Annotated in this window: 27 protein-coding genes; 3 read left to right on the top strand and 24 right to left on the bottom strand. The window is 59.5% G+C overall.

Annotated elements, in window-relative coordinates:
* Nucleotides 1–44: 44 nt before the first annotated feature.
* The 9 genes from VF672_RS22470 to VF672_RS22430 all read right to left on the bottom strand — a co-directional run bounded on the left by VF672_RS22470 (nt 45) and on the right by VF672_RS22430 (nt 5,242).
* Nucleotides 45–428, bottom strand: a complete 384-nt coding sequence (locus VF672_RS22470) for a hypothetical protein (RefSeq protein ID WP_331107028.1) — start codon at nt 426–428, stop codon at nt 45–47.
* A gap of 77 nt (nt 429–505) precedes the next feature.
* Nucleotides 506–1,372 carry a hypothetical protein gene (locus VF672_RS22465; RefSeq protein ID WP_331107026.1) on the bottom strand — a complete coding sequence of 289 codons (867 nt, stop codon included), beginning with the start codon at nt 1,370–1,372 and terminating at the stop codon, nt 506–508.
* Nucleotides 1,373–1,469: 97 nt separating this feature from the next.
* Nucleotides 1,470–3,011 carry a hypothetical protein gene (locus tag VF672_RS22460; RefSeq protein WP_331107024.1) on the bottom strand — a complete coding sequence of 514 codons (1,542 nt, stop codon included), beginning with the start codon at nt 3,009–3,011 and terminating at the stop codon, nt 1,470–1,472.
* Between the two features lie 244 nt (nt 3,012–3,255).
* Nucleotides 3,256–3,468 carry a hypothetical protein gene (locus VF672_RS22455; RefSeq protein WP_331107022.1) on the bottom strand — a complete coding sequence of 71 codons (213 nt, stop codon included), beginning with the start codon at nt 3,466–3,468 and terminating at the stop codon, nt 3,256–3,258.
* Between the two features lie 2 nt (nt 3,469–3,470).
* Nucleotides 3,471–3,707: a hypothetical protein gene (locus tag VF672_RS22450; RefSeq protein ID WP_331107020.1), complete on the bottom strand. Its 237-nt coding sequence runs from the start codon at nt 3,705–3,707 to the stop codon at nt 3,471–3,473.
* Nucleotides 3,708–3,804: 97 nt separating this feature from the next.
* Nucleotides 3,805–4,167: an XRE family transcriptional regulator gene (locus VF672_RS22445; RefSeq protein ID WP_331107018.1), complete on the bottom strand. Its 363-nt coding sequence runs from the start codon at nt 4,165–4,167 to the stop codon at nt 3,805–3,807.
* Nucleotides 4,168–4,208: 41 nt separating this feature from the next.
* A complete protein-coding gene (locus VF672_RS22440) occupies nt 4,209–4,391 on the bottom strand; it encodes a hypothetical protein (protein WP_331107016.1) in 183 nt (60 codons plus the stop codon).
* Between the two features lie 115 nt (nt 4,392–4,506).
* Nucleotides 4,507–4,764 (bottom strand): hypothetical protein, encoded by a 258-nt coding sequence (locus VF672_RS22435; RefSeq protein ID WP_331107014.1) that lies wholly within the window; start codon nt 4,762–4,764, stop codon nt 4,507–4,509.
* Nucleotides 4,765–4,852: 88 nt separating this feature from the next.
* Nucleotides 4,853–5,242 (bottom strand): LytTR family DNA-binding domain-containing protein, encoded by a 390-nt coding sequence (locus VF672_RS22430; RefSeq protein WP_331107012.1) that lies wholly within the window; start codon nt 5,240–5,242, stop codon nt 4,853–4,855.
* Nucleotides 5,243–5,382: 140 nt separating this feature from the next.
* On the opposite strand from VF672_RS22430, the gene VF672_RS22425 reads away from it, so the two are divergent.
* Nucleotides 5,383–6,060, top strand: a complete 678-nt coding sequence (locus VF672_RS22425; protein WP_331107010.1) for an AAA family ATPase — start codon at nt 5,383–5,385, stop codon at nt 6,058–6,060.
* Nucleotides 6,060–6,425, top strand: a complete 366-nt coding sequence (locus VF672_RS22420) for a hypothetical protein (protein WP_331107008.1) — start codon at nt 6,060–6,062, stop codon at nt 6,423–6,425. Before VF672_RS22425 ends, VF672_RS22420 begins: the two co-directional genes overlap by 1 nt.
* Nucleotides 6,426–6,724: 299 nt before the next feature.
* On the opposite strand, the gene VF672_RS22415 is transcribed toward VF672_RS22420, so the two are convergent.
* From VF672_RS22415 to VF672_RS22380, 8 genes are all read right to left on the bottom strand, one after another.
* Complete coding sequence (locus tag VF672_RS22415; RefSeq protein WP_331107006.1) at nt 6,725–7,714, bottom strand: hypothetical protein; 990 nt, start codon at nt 7,712–7,714, stop codon at nt 6,725–6,727.
* Nucleotides 7,715–7,744: 30 nt separating this feature from the next.
* The gene (locus tag VF672_RS22410; RefSeq protein WP_331107004.1) at nt 7,745–8,008 is read right to left on the bottom strand and encodes a hypothetical protein; all 264 of its coding nucleotides are present in this window, start codon (nt 8,006–8,008) and stop codon (nt 7,745–7,747) included.
* 80 nt (nt 8,009–8,088) lie between these two features.
* On the bottom strand, nt 8,089–8,271 hold the full coding sequence (locus VF672_RS22405) for a hypothetical protein (protein WP_331107001.1): 183 nt from the start codon (nt 8,269–8,271) through the stop codon (nt 8,089–8,091).
* Between the two features lie 103 nt (nt 8,272–8,374).
* A complete protein-coding gene (locus VF672_RS22400; RefSeq protein WP_331106999.1) occupies nt 8,375–8,806 on the bottom strand; it encodes a phage protein NinX family protein in 432 nt (143 codons plus the stop codon).
* Nucleotides 8,767–9,396 carry a hypothetical protein gene (locus tag VF672_RS22395; protein WP_331106997.1) on the bottom strand — a complete coding sequence of 210 codons (630 nt, stop codon included), beginning with the start codon at nt 9,394–9,396 and terminating at the stop codon, nt 8,767–8,769. The genes VF672_RS22400 and VF672_RS22395 overlap by 40 nt, the downstream gene beginning before the upstream one ends.
* Nucleotides 9,397–9,454: 58 nt before the next feature.
* Nucleotides 9,455–9,754 (bottom strand): ClpX C4-type zinc finger protein, encoded by a 300-nt coding sequence (locus VF672_RS22390; protein ID WP_331106995.1) that lies wholly within the window; start codon nt 9,752–9,754, stop codon nt 9,455–9,457.
* A 43-nt stretch (nt 9,755–9,797) separates the two neighbouring features.
* Nucleotides 9,798–10,436 (bottom strand): hypothetical protein, encoded by a 639-nt coding sequence (locus tag VF672_RS22385; RefSeq protein WP_331106993.1) that lies wholly within the window; start codon nt 10,434–10,436, stop codon nt 9,798–9,800.
* Nucleotides 10,433–11,227, bottom strand: a complete 795-nt coding sequence (locus VF672_RS22380; protein ID WP_331106991.1) for a DUF2786 domain-containing protein — start codon at nt 11,225–11,227, stop codon at nt 10,433–10,435. The genes VF672_RS22385 and VF672_RS22380 overlap by 4 nt, the downstream gene beginning before the upstream one ends.
* Before the next feature lie 141 nt (nt 11,228–11,368).
* Between VF672_RS22380 and VF672_RS22375 the strand changes: the two genes are divergently transcribed.
* Nucleotides 11,369–11,533, top strand: coding sequence for a hypothetical protein (locus VF672_RS22375; protein WP_331106989.1), 165 nt, complete (start codon nt 11,369–11,371; stop codon nt 11,531–11,533).
* A gap of 1 nt (nt 11,534) precedes the next feature.
* Here the strand turns inward: VF672_RS22375 and VF672_RS22370 are convergent, their stop codons facing one another.
* The 7 genes from VF672_RS22370 to VF672_RS22340 all read right to left on the bottom strand — a co-directional run bounded on the left by VF672_RS22370 (nt 11,535) and on the right by VF672_RS22340 (nt 16,478).
* Nucleotides 11,535–11,792 (bottom strand): hypothetical protein, encoded by a 258-nt coding sequence (locus VF672_RS22370; RefSeq protein WP_331106987.1) that lies wholly within the window; start codon nt 11,790–11,792, stop codon nt 11,535–11,537.
* A 529-nt stretch (nt 11,793–12,321) separates the two neighbouring features.
* A complete protein-coding gene (locus VF672_RS22365) occupies nt 12,322–13,500 on the bottom strand; it encodes a replication initiator protein A (RefSeq protein ID WP_331106985.1) in 1,179 nt (392 codons plus the stop codon).
* Nucleotides 13,501–13,619: 119 nt separating this feature from the next.
* Nucleotides 13,620–13,775: a hypothetical protein gene (locus tag VF672_RS22360; RefSeq protein ID WP_331106983.1), complete on the bottom strand. Its 156-nt coding sequence runs from the start codon at nt 13,773–13,775 to the stop codon at nt 13,620–13,622.
* A 271-nt stretch (nt 13,776–14,046) separates the two neighbouring features.
* Nucleotides 14,047–14,349 (bottom strand): hypothetical protein, encoded by a 303-nt coding sequence (locus tag VF672_RS22355; protein WP_331106981.1) that lies wholly within the window; start codon nt 14,347–14,349, stop codon nt 14,047–14,049.
* Between the two features lie 76 nt (nt 14,350–14,425).
* A complete protein-coding gene (locus VF672_RS22350; RefSeq protein ID WP_331106978.1) occupies nt 14,426–15,031 on the bottom strand; it encodes a hypothetical protein in 606 nt (201 codons plus the stop codon).
* Between the two features lie 407 nt (nt 15,032–15,438).
* Nucleotides 15,439–16,014, bottom strand: coding sequence for a PIN domain-containing protein (locus VF672_RS22345; protein WP_331106976.1), 576 nt, complete (start codon nt 16,012–16,014; stop codon nt 15,439–15,441).
* Nucleotides 16,014–16,478: a helix-turn-helix domain-containing protein gene (locus tag VF672_RS22340; protein ID WP_331106974.1), complete on the bottom strand. Its 465-nt coding sequence runs from the start codon at nt 16,476–16,478 to the stop codon at nt 16,014–16,016. The genes VF672_RS22345 and VF672_RS22340 overlap by 1 nt, the downstream gene beginning before the upstream one ends.
* Between the last annotated feature and the right edge of the window lie 46 nt (nt 16,479–16,524).

The following is a 16,524-nucleotide window of genomic DNA, read 5'->3' as shown; positions in this document are numbered from 1 at the left end:
GCCGTTGTAGAAGGGATACAGCTGCGGCCCAGCTTACTCACGAGCTACGGGTTATCCACACAGAGCGCGGCGATCGAGCGCTCTATCTCGCGCCTTGAGCCACCCCGGCGCACCAGCCGCAGCGCCAGCGCAACCGTAGTGCGCGTCGCCCGGTGGTGTGCAGCCGTCACCAGGTTGGCCATGCGATCGGCGTACCCACGCACCCGCAGCGCAGCCTGTACGGCGGTGGGCGCGTCCTTGCCGAGCACTTGGTGGATAAGCACCAGCGCACCACGCGCAGCGGCCAGCTGGCTCTCCTTGGCGTCCAGGTGCGATCGCAGGTCGATCACCTGGGCGCGCAGAACCTGGGCGCAGTTGTGGGGCCTACGGTCTTTGACCATCTGGATGTGCTGGCAGATGGAACAATGCGATACGGCAGGGTTACTCATGGGTCAGCCTGATAAGTTACTGTCAGCTAATGACATCACAACTTTAAAGTCAGGTCGAGGCCGTCGCGTATGGTCTTTTACTGGCAGTGATATGTGACAGCGCTGCCATTCCCGCAAAAGCCCGGACACATGGCGATCTCCGCGACACCGCTCGCGCACTGAGGATCTGGAACAAACGGCTGGGTGGTGTTCGGGCAGCCGCACTGAAACGTTGTTGCACCCGACGGCAGGGAACCATTGGGTTGCGTAGGCTGTAAGGGTGGTCGGTTTAGGTAAGCTCGGATAGTTGGCGTAACTCGATCTTGGAACTCATAGGCCTCCTTCTCCAACGCATTACCGCGATCCTGGCAGCCGCCGCACCCGGCCATGTCCCTGCTGTATTCGCATTTGAAACCCTCACTGCCTATTTTGCGGTACTGCCCGAGATGGATCGCCTCATGAGCGAGGTTTGCCGCGGTCAGCAACCGGTTGCCCGTCAGCGACACGTCGAGGTAGATACGGCCCTTATCGGGGGTAATCCCAAGCGTGCCGTTACGCAGATTGCACCATCGAATCTCGACGCCGTTGAACGTTGACGGATCTAGCGCATGCGCACGCGAAAGGTCGATAACGGCCTGTTGGATAAGCTCGTGGTTTTCGAGTCCTTTCTCGTTTGAGCATTCAGCGATCACCGCTGCGACCACTTGAACGAATGGCACTGCGCAGGTTTGAAACAATATTTGCCGTGGGTCTTGGTCCGGAAACGGAGCCTGAATAATGCAGCCGCTTGCTTGAGCAGCAGCTTTCAAGCTCAGACAACTGCCGTAACAGCTCGGCTCTGGTATTCCAAATACGCTTGGGCAGGCGTCGTCGCAGTAAGTGTCACAGCCTACTTCGCCTGCAATCGAATAGGAGGGGGCGCCTACAAGGAAAACGGCAAGGAATGCAGCAGCAAGTCCTTTCATACCGATTTCTCCGCGCGCATCTCAATGCGCTGTCATGTGAAGTGCACAACGGAGTTGAGTCTAGAAGATCCTCAGCGCCACGCGCGGCTTGCCCCTGCTACGCCAGGTCGAGCCCGGCAAGGCTTGTCGTGATACGCGCGGCCGCCTGACCCACCGTCGCGGCCTCAGTGATCGGGATCGTGTCGCACTGCACGTAGGTGACGTCCTCCAGGAACGCCATGCACACGGTGTCGAACAAGTCGGGTGACGGGATGCCCTCGCGCTGCATTTCGTCTTTGCCTGCGATCTGCCACTTGCCGTTGTCGTCCATCTTGTAGGGAATACGGCTGCCTTGGTCGAGCAGATCGGGCAAATGCGCGTCGGTGAAGCTAACCCGACCGTCCTCGATCGCCTCCTTGGCGTGGATCGAGCATTGGGCGCGCTTGTTGTAAAAGCGCTCCCGGTACCGCTTCGAAAAGTTCTTGCCGCCCCACATAGAACGGATGACGTTGGACACGCCCATTTCTTCCAGGCGCTTGGCGAATTGGACGCCCATGCCGTGGGCATCGACCACCACGGTGCAGTTCGACAGCCGGGCGGTGTAGTCCGCGATCACGCGCGCCGCTGGCGTCCAGTCCATGCCGTTGCTGAAAATCGGGATGGCCACGCCCTCGATCCGTCGCGGCTCGGCCTCCATCCGGTCGCCGTTGCCAATGACTTTGAAATGGTAGGCCACGGTTTTGTCGCGGTGCGCCGCCGCAGCCACGTCCACCACCAGCAGGTTGCCGTAAAACTCGCCCGGCTTGATGACGGGCACCCTCGGATTGACGCAAGCCTCGATACTGTTGCGACCCAGCAGGTATTTGTCGCTGTTCGTGGGGAATATCCCCAGCACCTTGACCTGATATTCGGCCGAATTGCGGCCGCCGTACTCCAGGCGCTTGTCCAGGATGAACTGGACGCCCACGATCGGCGACTTTTCGCTGTTGAACAGCAGGGCATTCCAGCGCCCGCCAGCGCGCAAACTGAATTTGTGGTGCGTGTCGTAGAAAAAACCGCTCGGCCGGGTGGGCTGGCTGGCAATAGCGAATCGGTTACGGTTGTCGGACAGTGCGCCGGAAACGACCTGGAAGTTAGCCGTCGGGATACCCGACGCCTCGTCGGCCAGCCACAGCAAATACTTGTTGTGGGTACCCGCCAGGGCTTCAGGCCGTCCCAGAGGCGCTGTCCGGCAGGACACGAACCACTGGGCCTTGTTGCCACGGATATACACGCGCTCGCTTTCGATGACGATATAGTCGGCAATCCAGGCGTGCGGCCCTTGCATGATCGCTTCGCGGGCGTTGGTGATCTCCTGCCACACGCCTTCCTGCAGCGTTTTGAGCTTGGGCGCTGTCAGGTAAGTGTTCGACTTCGCATAGCAGGCCAGGTGCCACAGGCAGATGATCCCGAAAGTGCGGGTCTTACCGGTGCCGTGTCCGGACGATACCGAGGTACGCGAGCCGAACGGCGACACGCTATTGAGCAGGTCGCGCTGCTGCCAGGTCGGCGGCTCAGGGAAGGCAGTGACCTCACAGGCGAAGCGGTAGGCGTCAAAGGCGTAGCGATCGGCGAAAGCTCGCCACCGAGGATCATCGACCAGCGAGAGGGTGGCGGCCATTATTGGCGCCCCACCGGTTGAACAAACAAGGACATGAACGAACCACAGGGAGACTATGGCTTGCCACGATAGGCGGGTGGGCGTCACTGCCCGGCAGGAGGTTTCCGATGCCCGGCGTCGTGTGGGACGGGCTGCAACTCGATTGCGAGTAGGGTATGCAGAGGCAATACCCTATGCAGGGTATATACGGTATTACTTCAGAAACGAAAAAGGCGACCCTGGGCCGCCTTCCACATTCGTCGCGCTAAAAGCGCGCCGCCAACTTCGTGTGCTTCGACCCGGCGAGCGCGCCTTCTTGCTCCCCGCCCGAACCTTCTACAATCCGCGCCAGTAGTCGTCGATCGGTCGCCGTGATCACGCGCGCTTTACGCAAGCTACGCACGTATACGGACGCGACGGTATCTTGCCCTTTGTGCTTTCCGGCTTTGCCTTTCTGGGTGGCTTTCAATCTGCCCATGGTTAAAGGTCCGTAGTTTCCAGCGGAGCGCCCAACTGCATCAGCCGACGGTTGCGGATCACCTTAATGTCGTCGCGTAGGTTCTGCGCCGTCGCCGAATCAGCGAACCCGACGTCAGCCATCGCGTCGATGTAGCCGATCGCATAGGCCGTTTGGGTTCGCACCCGGACTGGATCGGTGGCGGTGCGGATGCCTTCGGACACGATCGCTATGTTTTTGGTCATCGAAGGGAGGGCCATGAAATAACTTATTCCTTTGTCATACGGTATATACGATATGCAGGAGGCATAAAGGGCATACGTTCCATAGCGTATGCCCTCCCCTGCCCTGCCCTGCTTAGGCGTTCCTGGCGTCGCCCGATTCCAGGTTGCCGTCACCATCGTGATAAGCGGCCTCCTGCCACACGATACGCTGCGGGCCTGCGGGCAGCGGCCCGGTTTGCACGTCGGCTCCTTGCGAGCCCATGGTGATGACCACCTGTTCAAGCTGCTCGGCTGACAGGGTAAGCAGCGCGGCCATATAGAAATGCATGTGCATGCTGATTTCGCGGTTTGCCGAAGGGCTGGCGTACTTACTCCATTGCGAGCCTTTCCCCAGCCCGGCCAGATCGGCCATTTGCGGCCGGGTATAGCCAAGCTGTTCTTTCAGGCGCGCGAGGTCGTCGGACGTGGGCGCCCGGTAAGATGCGATTCGTTTCATAGGGATATACCGAAGCCCCCGACGATGCGGGGGCGCTAGCGTTAAGGCTGGAGGAAGTAGTGCAGGACGGTGACGCCGATGGCCAGGTAAACCGTGAATGGGACCACGCCCAGGGCTTTGACCTTCGCTTTGAACGTGTTCCGCTTACGATCGTCCGCTTGCTGCTCGGCGAGCCATCGATCGGTTTCTTCCAGGAACTGCTCAGTTTGCTTGCTGATAGCCATGTTCTATCCTCGGTCGGGCAAGCCTATTGCCGCCCTGTTATGCAACTGTATGCCCGTTTTAGGCCTGATTCAAACTTTCCCGCTAGAAGGCCCCGGATCACCGGGGCTTTCTGCTCTAAGGCTTGTGAAACCATGCAGCGTAAGCGGTGACTGCTGCTGCTGAAACGAATATAGGGTAAAGCCATGATTCTCGTTTTAACTTGCTGGCTTCTGCTTTGAGCTTGATCGTTTCGGCCTTTAGCTTTTCGATCTCTGCCAGCTTTTTGCGGTTCTCGATAAGGATTCCTTCAAGCTCCGCGTTTGGTCTGTCCTCTATGTGCATCTCTGCTCCTCGGTGTCGGGCGATGCCTTGTGCCTCCCCCTTGATGCGCATTATGGACCCCTAAGGGGTCGCCGTCAACCGTTTCGTATATACTTTATGCAGAGTATTCAACATGCATAGCGTATGCGTCTTAAATACTTTATGTCGGTTTGCTTGCGCCCTGCCCGGCTGCGAGCGCTTGCCGTACTGCTGCAACCCGATTGCGAGCTACCGACAATCGTAGTGCAGATCCGCGCAGCTTGATCATATAGCCGCCTTTGCTCGCATACCCAGTCTCGATGCAGCTGCGGCGCACCAGCGTACTGCGGTGCACCCGCACGAACTCATCCCCCAGCGTTTGCTCGAAGTGCTCCAGCGAGCCCAGCCGGTTATCAAGCATCACGTCAGCGGCCGAGTTACACGCATACAGGTATTTATGCTGTGAGCGAAAGTGCGTCACATCAGCCATGAGCACCTTGCGAATGACGCGGCCGCCATGGGTCTCCTCGAAGATTTCAGGCAGTGTTTTGCTTGGTGAACTGGTAAGCATAAGTTTATCTCCGGGCTCGGGGCTGCTATCCTTCGGCGCATACCGTATATACGTTATATCGGGCATATCGGTTATATACCGCGCATACAGCGCATACCTTATGAACATTGGGGGTTGGTGAAATGGAACTGTCGTCTGTAATGGCCGCGATCCAGAAGGCTTTGGCCGGGGATCAATTCATCATCGTGCTGGGCGGCGAAAAGGGCGGTCCTGGAAAAAGTTGCTTGGCGCAGAACCTGGCCGTATGCCTGAAGCTTGCCGGTGCTGACATACTCCTGATCGACGCCGACCCACAGGCGACCTCGTATGACTGGGCGCATGAGCGTGACGCTCTGGGCAAGCTGGTATCGATCCCGCACGAGAAGGCCCACGGCGACATCAGCGCCACGATCAAAGACAAGGCGAAGCGGTACCAGCACATAATCATCGACTGCGGCGGTGCGGACTCCCAGGCGCTGCGCTCGGCCATGACCATGGCCACGCACTTGCTGTTGCCGTTCCGTCCGAAGCGTCGCGACTTGCGTACGCTGGAAAAGGTCGAGGCCCTCGTGCGACTGGCAGCGTCGTCCAATCCCGACCTGATCATTCGCACCATCATTACCCAGTGCCCGACACTACCGAGCCAGGTGCAGCGAATCGTCGATGCTAAGGACGCGAGCGCGTCGTTTGAGCTGCAGCCGCTGCAAGCCGTCACGTTCACCCGCAACGTGTACGACGATGCTGAGGAGGACGGTTCGTCGGTAATGGAACACGGCACCGATCCGAAGGCAGTGGAAGAAATCCAGGCGATCGCCATTGAACTCCTGGAGGCGAAGTAATGGCCGGTCTCAAAGGCATGGGGCGCAAAGAGCCCATCAGCGAGGAGGATCGCGAGCGCCAACGTCTGGAATTCATCGGCGGGGCTGCACTGCAGGCCGCCCCCGTCGATACGCCGAAGCCAGCACCCAAAGCTCGCAAGGCAAAGAAGGCGCCAGCCGTGCGGACCATCTTCTCGCTGACCGAGGACGTAAATAAGCAGATCGACAAGCTGTCGCTGCAGCCGCGCACATTCAAGGCCAGCCGGTCGGACGTGGTGAAGGCGGGCGTTCTCGCGCTGCAGGCCATGAGTAAAGCCGAGGTCGTGGCGCTCCTGGCAAAAGCTACAGGCGCCGATCCGGCCGAGGATTTGCAGAACGACGAATAACGTATATACGTTATTGCTGCTGCATACCTTATATCGCGTCACAAACCTGCACCCCTTGTATCCGCTCAATACCTAACATAACCGGCATAACGTATATAACGTATGCTGGTTATGCTGCATGCATACGTTATTACCGCTTCTATGCGTTCCGCAGATTGCGCGCCGCGCGCCGCTGGCGCTTTGAGTGGGCCGCGCTCATGCCGTCGTCGCTGCGCCCGCGATCAACCGTCTGCCGGGCTGATCTGTTCGTCACGCTATAACCAAATATCGGAGCGATACCCGCCAGCAAGCCACCCGCTTCAAGCCGCATCTTGATGTTTCTCATTGGCTGCCTGCGCTTTCTTGTCTGCCTTGGCCTGCTGATCGGCCCGCACAGCGTCAAGTTCCTCCTGGACGGCTAACAGCTCGTTGAGCAGGCGCACGTCGAGCGTCACCGTCTGGTAGACGTCACTGCCTTGGCGGAACGCCTGGATGGCTTCACGAGCGGAGGAGGGGAGGGCGTCGCGCAGCTTTACTGCCACGGCGCTCAGGTTGTCGGCCAGGTTGCGAGGGATAGGACGGCCCTGCAGCGTGTTCTTTGTGATTGCCTTTTTACCTGCAGCCTTGGCCTTCTCGACCTCTTGTGCCAGCGCCTGGGGAGCGTCATCGCCGTGCTTGATCAGCATCTGCGCGGCAACGTTGGCGGTCACTTCACCATTGAGCACCGCTTCGCGGATCTCGGGCGGCGCGTCAGCCACCTTTAGAAGTCGTTCCACGTACTGGCGCGAGCATCCGGCCAGCTCGGCGATCTGCGTCGTCGTGAGAGGCTTCCCCTCAATGAAAAACTGAGGGTCATCGCGCAGATCCTGCAGCGTCAAAGCTCGATCATAGGGCGAGGTCTGCAGCTGGTTATTCGAAGAGATGGTGAATGCTTTCGCCTGAGCTGCGGTGCCAATGAATGGAGCGATCGGAATCCACTCGGCCGGGTGCCCCTCCAAGGCCGACAGATCGTAGCCGCCCAAACGGCAATGTCCGTCGCGCATCAGTACGCCACCGTCTTCGCGCACCGACACGAACAGCGCAGGTATGCGCGTGTCCTTGTCGCCGTTCTTAACCTCCTTTGTGATCGCGTTGGCCAGGCGACGGATGTGATCAGTCAGCTCCTGGCTCGGGCTGCGGCGGTTGAAGCCCGGCTCGACGTGAATATTCTTGCGACGGATGAACATGCCCGCATCCGTGCGCTTGATGGTCGGCTCGATACCGGCATCTTTGTTGCCGTCGCGGGTGAGGTCGCGGAATGTTTTGGCCATGGTGGTCAGTCCTGGAAAAAAGGGGAGGGGTTAGGCTGCAGCGGCGTCTTCAGAACGCTGGCGGGCCAGTTCGGCCACGTACCAGGTGTGAGCGCCCTGCCAAGTCCGGCGAACGGCTTCGCGGCGCTGCTCCTCACGCTGGGCAAGCTCGCCTTTGACGCGGTCGGCGAATGTGTTCCAGCCGCTGCGCACAACGATGTTCAAGGTCTTTATCAGCTCTGCAGTGCTGGCCTGGGTGATGGTCTTTTCCATCCACTGATCGGTCACTGCGTCGTTAAGAATTACTGGAATCATGGCTGTGCTCTCCGGCTGGGTTCACGGCCGAAGCCCCCAATTAAGGGGGAGCGTCGAAAAGTGGAGATAGGTGGAAGCGGTCAGTCTTCGATGCGGACATCTGCGCTACGCATTTGCGCGAGACCCCAGCACTCGCCATACCAGAGCGCGCTAGTGGCAGCGTCTTGTGCATCTTTGTGCAGGCCTTCAATCTGGCGGCATACGAAAGATTCGCGGATGTTGGTGTTCAGGTTATAGGCGGTGAACATGACTTGAACGATCATCGTGGTGCCCTCCAGGGCGTCGCGTATTCGATTAGCAGAGAGTAAGGATCAAGCAACCTAATTGCAAGCATCAAGTTGTCACAACATTACTATTTGCTAAGCGTCACGCCACGGCGCTCATCCCGAGGGTAGAGGAGGGCACGCTGACCAGGTCACCACGCGCGTTCGCCACGACGGCACGGCACACGGCCTGCAGTTTGGTGGCACCGAATGCGGGCTTGCCATTGACGCCGACTGCCAGGTACAGGGCGCCCGATTCGTTCCACAGCTCGCCCGGGTTAGCAGGGTCTCGCAGCCAGCGGATGTAGTGCTCGACCAGCTCGCCGCCATGCGCCCAGCGCTTTGACGGGCAGAACGGTGAATCAGGTTCGAGCCAATGGGGAGGGTTGCAGAGCCCGAACCATGCCGGGCTGCTACAGAAAAGGGGATGTTCAAGGGTGGGCTGAAAGCCCAGGACTTCGGCAACGGCCCAATCGAGCGCCATGCCGCTCAGGTCTACGAGACGAACTTCAACGGTTCGGGGTGGTTGTGCCATGGGGTAACGCCTGCACCTGGGCCAGCGGTTCCGTCAATCCTAGCCGATCCTGGGGCCGGTGAGGACGCCGCAGGCTCGTCTCCTGCTCGTTGCAGAGCCTTTGCAGCCTTGGCGTGGCCTACGCATACCTTGGTGGGGTTGCCGTCATCATCGACTTCCGCATGACAGAGAAAACCACGGGGATCGCACAGCTGGTATTCGGCGTCACTGGTGGCGTCGGGCGACTGGTTGGCCACCGACCCTATGCGGTACGCGCAGCCATAGCACGCCCCCGCAGGATCATCACAGTGACCGGCCAGCATCACGCCTTGGCACGCACCAATGATGGTGGGCAAGTTGATGCTCTCTACCCGATCGGGGTGCGCGTCGTATTCGCTTACGAGCACCGTGTCGGTCATCTCCTTACAGTTTTCAGTGACCGAGCAGGCCATACCCATGAACTGGGCGAACAATTCGACCAGCTTGGCTTGGCCGTAGGTGGCGGCATAGTGGGTCATCATCATCACCCGATCGGGGAGCTGCATCTGCGCCCAGCCGGATAAATCGGACGCCTGCTGCGGCGTCATGTCGTAATCGGTTTTAGCGGTCATGGTTGGGTGTCAGTAGGGGAGGGGAGACCAGCGCCGCAGCGCTAGCCAGGGGCAGAAATTACACGGGCAGGGGCTCGGGTACCGCGACAGGCGCTGGAATCGCTGGCTGGTGCTGCAAGGCTTCGGCAGCCGTGGCAGGTAGTTCGACGCCATTGGCTGCCGCGGCAGCCTGGGCGTTCCGCATCATCTGGCGGCCCTGGGCGTCACGTTCGATATAGGTCCCCATCAGGTAGTTCGCCGACTCACGAATGCAGTGCTCGCAGATGGCGGCACCGTTTTCCTTGTTGCTGATCATCAGGCCGCAGTCAGTCTCAGCGCGTCCGCAGAAATCACAGCTCAGGATGGTGGTTTTGCTCACAGGTAAATCTCCGATCGGTGGGGTGGCCAGGTGGCCAAGAAAATCATGGGCAGTTGTTGGTGCCGCAGTTTGTGCAGTCGCGTAAGTACCGGCCGGTACCAGACACGTAACGCCCGCAACCTTCGCAGTTGAAAACGTCCGGCTTGCGCCTGCAATGGCGGGGCTGGGCCAGGCTGATACCGGCGCGAGCGATAGCCTGGCGGCGCACAGCGGTGATCGCGCAAACCCGACGCACCTTGCTGTTGAGGTATTCGAGAGGCCAGATCACCCGGCGAGTCCCTTCCCCATCGCTTAGCACGTCCTCGGCCTGGGCCAGGGGCGCTTTCCAGCACCGGTTGAAATCGTAGGTGCGCTCGGCGCCCCAGCCGCTGAATAGGATGTCGTTACCGTTCCAGTGCCCAGTTACCTGGATCGTGCACTTAGCGCCCGGCAGGAGCAGCGACGAGGCGTCCTGCTGGCTGATGTCTTGGTGGTCCACAGATACCTCGTGCCGCGCCTCGATGTAGCTGACGGGCCAGGGGATGTCGGTTTCGCGGGACTGGTTCTTACGCACCGCCTGGCCGCTGGTGAAGCGCTGGGCTCGGCCGAGGTCCGTGGTGTATCCGGCGCCGCCCTTTGCCCAAAACATCATGCGGTCGCCCACACAGCTGCGGCTGTCCTGCAAGTAATACATATCCATCATGGCGCCCCGATCGCGATTAGATCGGCGCTACCGTGGGCAATGCCTGCGCTCAACTGTGCGTCACGTCCGGCCAGAATGCCCGCCAGCAGATCGTCCAGGTTTGGCTCGACCTTGCGACCTTGCCTGGATGACTTTAGGCCTTCGCCCTTGGTCAGCTCGTTGAGATAGGCACCTATCAGCTCGTTGTGCTTCAGCTGGACCGCAACCAGATTGCAGCCAGTGCTCAGCTCCATATCCAGATCGTCGTCCTCGCCCTTGGGCACCAGCTCGTGCAGTTTTTCACCCACCGCGGCGACCCACATTTCAGCGAAGTGATTCCCGCGTGTGCTCGGGGTGTGTCTGCCGCGTGGGGCTTCGCCGCGCTTGATGCTCGCGACGTAATCCCTGCGGGCCTGGGTGACTTTCACGTAGAGGGCGTCGTAGGCGTATTTGGCGATCTGCTGGGCGGGTGTGACGCCGACGAAAATGGCGCGACAGGCCTTGTCGGTTTTGCTGCGGCCGCTCTGCATCCAGGTCGAGTGGGTGAAGGTTTCGCAGCCGAAGACGGCGGCGACGATGCTGGATAGATCCGTGTCCCAGGAAGGGCGCCGGTAACGGGCTTGCTCTGCAGAGGCTTTGCCAACGTCGGCCAGCTCCACGTCCATGTCGGTCAATTGGTATTTGCGCATGAGCTTCTGCGCCTGGCGCAGCGCTGCAGCGGCTTCGTGTTCATTGCTGCTCTTCGAGAGGGCAAGGCAGTGTTTGATTTTGCGCAGTACGCGTTCGCGCTCGGCTGCAGGGACGTCGCTCATGGGGGGAATCCACAGTTGTCGTTGGCTTGGGAGGTGCTAACGATACCGAGAGGGTTCCCCAAATACAAGCAAACCGTAATGTTTTAGTTATTTCTCGCTAATCCTCTGCTCAAAGCGTTGGCGCATCTCGTCGCGTTGCTCTTGGGTGTACCGCTCGAACTGTCCAGCAGGGACAACGAAAAACACCATGACGCCCGTGGCGCGAGCCATGTACCCGCGCAGCCTGGCGGGGTTGCCCACGGCGTGCTCAGTTATCACAAGGTGATCGAATACGGCTGGTCGCTGCGCTGGGGGCTCTGCGAATAAATCAAATTGCATCGGGCAGCGCCTCGTCTTTCGGACGTATTCCCAGCACCTGCTCCATCTGGAACATGGCCGTATTGATGCGTCTGCGCAGTGATGCCGCGTCGGCTTTCCGTTTCGCCTCCGCTGCTTGGGGATCATAGGCAGGGCTTGGTGCCAGGTCGAGGGGCACGCGAGGGCCGCTGGCCCGTTCGCGCAAATCGCGGTCCATAGTCCGCGCCTGGGCGCTGTCGGCGTAGCGTTCGTAATCAAACTCGGTCATGGGGGGGTCGCCCTGTATCTGTCGAAGGCCGACAGCGTGGCATGGGCATAAGGGTCGTGCAAGCAAGTAGTTGTTTAATGATTACTATCTGCTATCGATTGGTGTTCAGGCATAGCCAAAGTGGCGAGGGGCTGTGTGCGTCGCCCCACCCCTTGCCTGTTTTAAATTTGTTTTAAGGAAGTTTTAATATCTGTTTTGCTGGTGTGCATGGAATGGGTCAAGCCCATACAGGCCGCGGGCTTGAGCCTGTGTGTAACTCGCCTTCCGGTGGGTAATAAACGCTGGGAGGTGTGTAATAAACGGAAAGGGGTGTGTAATAAACGGAAATCGGTGTGTAAAAAACGGTTTTGGCGTTAATTCGGGTGTGTAATAAACGCCTAAACCATTGATAGGTGTGTAAAAAACGGTTTTCCTCCCGATTATTTCAACAACGTACCTCCCGAAGGCCTTCAAACCCTCGGAAATGCTGGCCTGCGGGGCTTTTGTGACAGTGCACATACGATAAATACCGTTTTTTACACACCACCCGCTAGGCATTTGACTCTTCCTGAGAGCTGTCGGCCTCTACTTCCGGGCCGTCGCTGGTTTCGCCGTCAACCTCCCAGTCGGACTTTTCCGCTTCCACCTTCCAGCGATCGGCGTAGGAACGGTGCACCATCGCCAGCTTGGGGCCGTCTGCGCCCAGGCTTTCGCTCAGCATGTACTCGGGCAGGTTGTTCTCCCGGATGTAGCCGCGCACCGTGCGGCAGAACTCCTTGAAACTCCCGGTGCTACCGCTGCGCTCGTAGATCGTGCGGAAATTCCACTCGGCGCTGGTGCGGCCAGCCTTCTGACGTGCCAGGCGATAGATGAACTTTGCGGTACCGGGCTCGATCAGGAAGTAGTCCGGATGCACCGTGAGCACGTCCGGCGTGGGGTTGGTGACGATCTCGGTGTAGATCCAGTCCGGAATGCGGAACTCCACATATTCGACCTTCTTGGTGGTCAGGCTACTGATCGCCTTGTACGGGCCGATCAGTGACTCGCCCCCGCTGGTGAGCAGCTTTTTCTTGCCCTTGATGGTGACGATGCGTTCCATCTTGACCGTGGTGGTGCTCAGGCGGTCGAGGGCGTCAATCAGCTTTGATTTCTGATCACCGCCGTTCTCACGGCGACAGAATTTGAGGATCTCGCTGACGTGCGGGCGGAATAGCTGCGGCGGAATCTCGCCCTTGCCGTGGCGATAGCGGTTCATGGCTTCGGTCAGGTATGAGATGCCCATCAGCACGATGTCGTAATCCCATACGGACGCCATGCCGTAGGCGCCCGAGCTGACGATCACCCAGCCGTCGCGCAGGTCGTAACGCACCATGTCATTAGCGCGCTTGTCCTTTTTCGAGAGCTTGTAAACCGCGACATCCATGATACCCATGGTGTCCTTGGTCGAGATGTCGTAGAGCACCGGGGCGAAGAATAAATCGGCCTGGCCGTTCTCCTCGTGCTCAGGGCCTTTGCGCAGCATGGCGGCGCCGCCGTCCTTGCGAGGGCGCCCACGTTGGCGAGGCTTGGCAGCGACCTCCAGAACGCCCTCCTGCACAGTGATGGTCGCCTCTTCGGGATTCACGACGGGCTCGGGCTTCTTTGCCGTCGCTTTCTTCGGCGCTGGCGCTTTCTCGCCTCTGATGGTGGGCGCTTTCTTCGCGCTAACCGTGTCCAGAAGTTTGGCCATTCGCCGGTTCGGTTTTTCCAGGTCCATGGGTGGTCTCGCAGTCATGTGGGATCGGCCAGGAGGCCATGGCGCCAATCGTACCTGCGATACGGCGGGCGCGCCTCCCCGATTGACGGGCGTTACGCTTGAGGTGGTAGGGCGTAGTCATCGTGGCCGGATAGGTCCGGCTCCAGATCCGCCAGCCACTCGCGTAGCTTCTGCGCGTAGCGGTTGAGAGGCTCACAGTGGCCATAGAGGCCGTTGGTGCGCATGTAGTCGTAATCGAACGAAACCACAGACGGGTAGGTCGCTGGGTGGCCTTGGATCGGCCCAGGAAAAGTCGTATTCGTTGAGAGCTAACCAGTCTTTGATCGCCTGCCGGTATCCAGCCCGCGTTCGCACCAGATATAGCCCGCCCTTGAGGGCGCGCCAGTTGGGTAGGGCTGACATGCGTGTCACTCCTAAGCAAGCCCCGGCGAACCGGGGCGGTTGCCTGTCAATCCCGGCGGTCGAGGTGTAGTCGGTCATGCCGGTAGCGCTGGGTGGCGCTGGGGGCACGCGCGGCGGTCACAGGGGCGAGGGCGAGGGTCTGACAGGCAGGCCGCCCAGGAGCACCCGTGCGGGCTCATGCTCGAAGGTCACGAACGCGTCGATGTAAGGCGCGTTGACCAGTTCCACCGGCACGGTGTAGTTCAACATCACAACGCCAAAGCCGTGGGGGGCGTAGGGGTTGCCGTCGATGCTGCGAAAGTACAGGTGAGGGCTGCCGTGAAGGTGCCGCACGCAGAGGTACTCGCTACCCACCGGCAGCTCGATGACGAACCGGGGGGATGACGGTGGGATTGCGACGGCGCGGAGTGACTTCTGCATTGCGATAGGGCCTATGCGGTTTTCGATACCGGGAAAGCCCGCGCATGGCGGGCTGGGAGGGTCGATCAGGGGGCTGTCACGACCAGACGGCGCGCTTCCATCCCTCGCCGTATTGGTCGGTGCTGACGCTGCCCAGCTCCAGCACGGTGGCCTGCTGGTGCGCCCGGATGGCCTCCTCAATAGGAAGCTTCTGGCGATCCGTCGGCGCATAAAACACATGACAGCCGCTTGCGGTGAGGTTGACCCGCTTGCGAGCAATGTCGATCCGGACCTTGCAATCGCGCAGGGCGAAACCGCCCGAAGCGTTGCTCATGACCGCAAAGACGGTGCGGGCGCACTGCTCTGCATTGTCGAAATCGAATGTCGGCGGCAGGGGCAGCAGGTCGCTGGGTTTCACATGGATGACGGTAGCGCCGTAGTTCAGGTGAGCCACTTCAAGGGACGCTTCCAGGGGGGCGTGGTACGCCTCGCGCAGCGTCCATACCTCGTCTACCAAACCGCCCAAGGTCAGGCACTGCACCTGATCGCAATAGGTGGTCAGCTCCTTAGCTGTTTCACAGGTGAGGGTGCCAGCTTCCTGGATACGAGAAACCAGACCGCCCAGGGTCAGGCAGCGGTCTGCGCAGTAGGCAACGATGCGGGTGGCGAGGCTGCGGGCTTTGGTATCGGTTTGGTTTTGCATGGTGCTGCCCTCCAGGGCTGTGCGTCGTTTCGATGGAGCAACGATATGGGGCGCGCAGCAGGAATGCAAGCAAATAGTTGTGTGAAGATTAGCAAAGAGTAAGTGAAAAGCCGAAACAGGGGGAGGCATGGCGCAACGAGGTTGCGTGCATAGGGTATGTACGGTGCATATCGTATGAATGAACAAGCGCGAGGCTGCCTAAATCGCGTGCTACGTTACTTTCATCGAGCGCGGCGCCAGAGTGGCAAATTCGCGATGCAGGAATGAGGAGGGGATCGGAAGGGATTTCAGGCGGGCATCAATGAGCAGGTTGGTCCGCGCACTTGGTTCATACAGCGCATAACGTATATACGGAGCATAAGAAAAAGGCGGTAATCATGAGGGAGAGAAACCTCTCCCCTGCGTTTCTATATCAGTAGCTCAAAGGTCGAAAGCTGCTTTACAGTTTCAGGCAGCTGCGCCTGCAATAAAGTGTCGAGTAGCTCCCGCGCAGTCTGGGGCGGATGCTTCAGAGAGGCGCGCTGATTTTGCACCGCTAAGAGCATCGCCGCTTGATCCAGATCCCATATATCGGACAAAAAAATGTCCGGGTGTAGGGCCTCAATGTCGAAGCCATCCAGGATCGCTGCCGGGAAGTCCTTGAGGTTGTACGTCACAATGACCGAGGCATTGCATTTGATGGCAGCGGCGAGGACATGCCTATCATCGGCGTCAGGCAGATCGAGGCCAGCCACAAGAGGCTCATGACCCGTGACCAGGCAATCTGGGATCGCATTGTTCATGCAGGTGACGGTGCGGGTCAGCTGCTCAGGCGTCAGATCAGGACGGTTTAAGAGGAGGTTTCGCGTCCATTCGTCATGTATTTGCGCCGACCAGCGCGCACGGTACGCGCCAGTCAGGGCAAGGTGCATCAGCAGATCCCGCAGCGGCGCAGGGTAAAGAACGCATGCGTCATAGACCACGGTGAAGGGTGAATGCCTCATTAATACCCCATGTTCAGCGCTTGGGCTTGTGCAGCCAGCTCATCCATAGCTGTCCGGCTCTCTTTCTCACGCTCAGCCTTATAGGCCATGAGGTCGGTAAACCTGATACGGCGGTGGCTACCGGTTTTGGTATGCGGAATAAGTCCATCATCCAGCAGCTTGACCAGGTGCGGTCGCGAGACGTTAAGCATGTCGGCACCTTCCTGGGTTGTCAGCTCGGCATGAATAGGAACGACCTTTACCGTATTGCCCAGGGCTAACTCGCTCAAAATGTCGCCCAGCAGTCTCAGCGCGAACGTGGGCAGCTCCACGACTTGACGCTGCTGTGCGTCGTCAACCAGTTCAATACGTTGGGTATCCAGTTTCGTCGAAACGAAAGCAGCGATCTGACGGCTTGATTCAGTAGCCGCAGCTATCGCTTTGTCATCTGGAAGGATGGTGCGAGCTAGATCGGCGGAAGTCATCGTGTATCTCCAATGGGGCGGTAACCGGCTGCGGCAGCAGCGGTAG

The organism is Pseudomonas sp. (assembly GCF_036387035.1).
Taxonomy (GTDB): domain Bacteria; phylum Pseudomonadota; class Gammaproteobacteria; order Pseudomonadales; family Pseudomonadaceae; genus Aquipseudomonas.
Note: the sequence above shows the minus strand (reverse complement) of the source record. Positions and strands in the feature narration are given on the sequence as shown.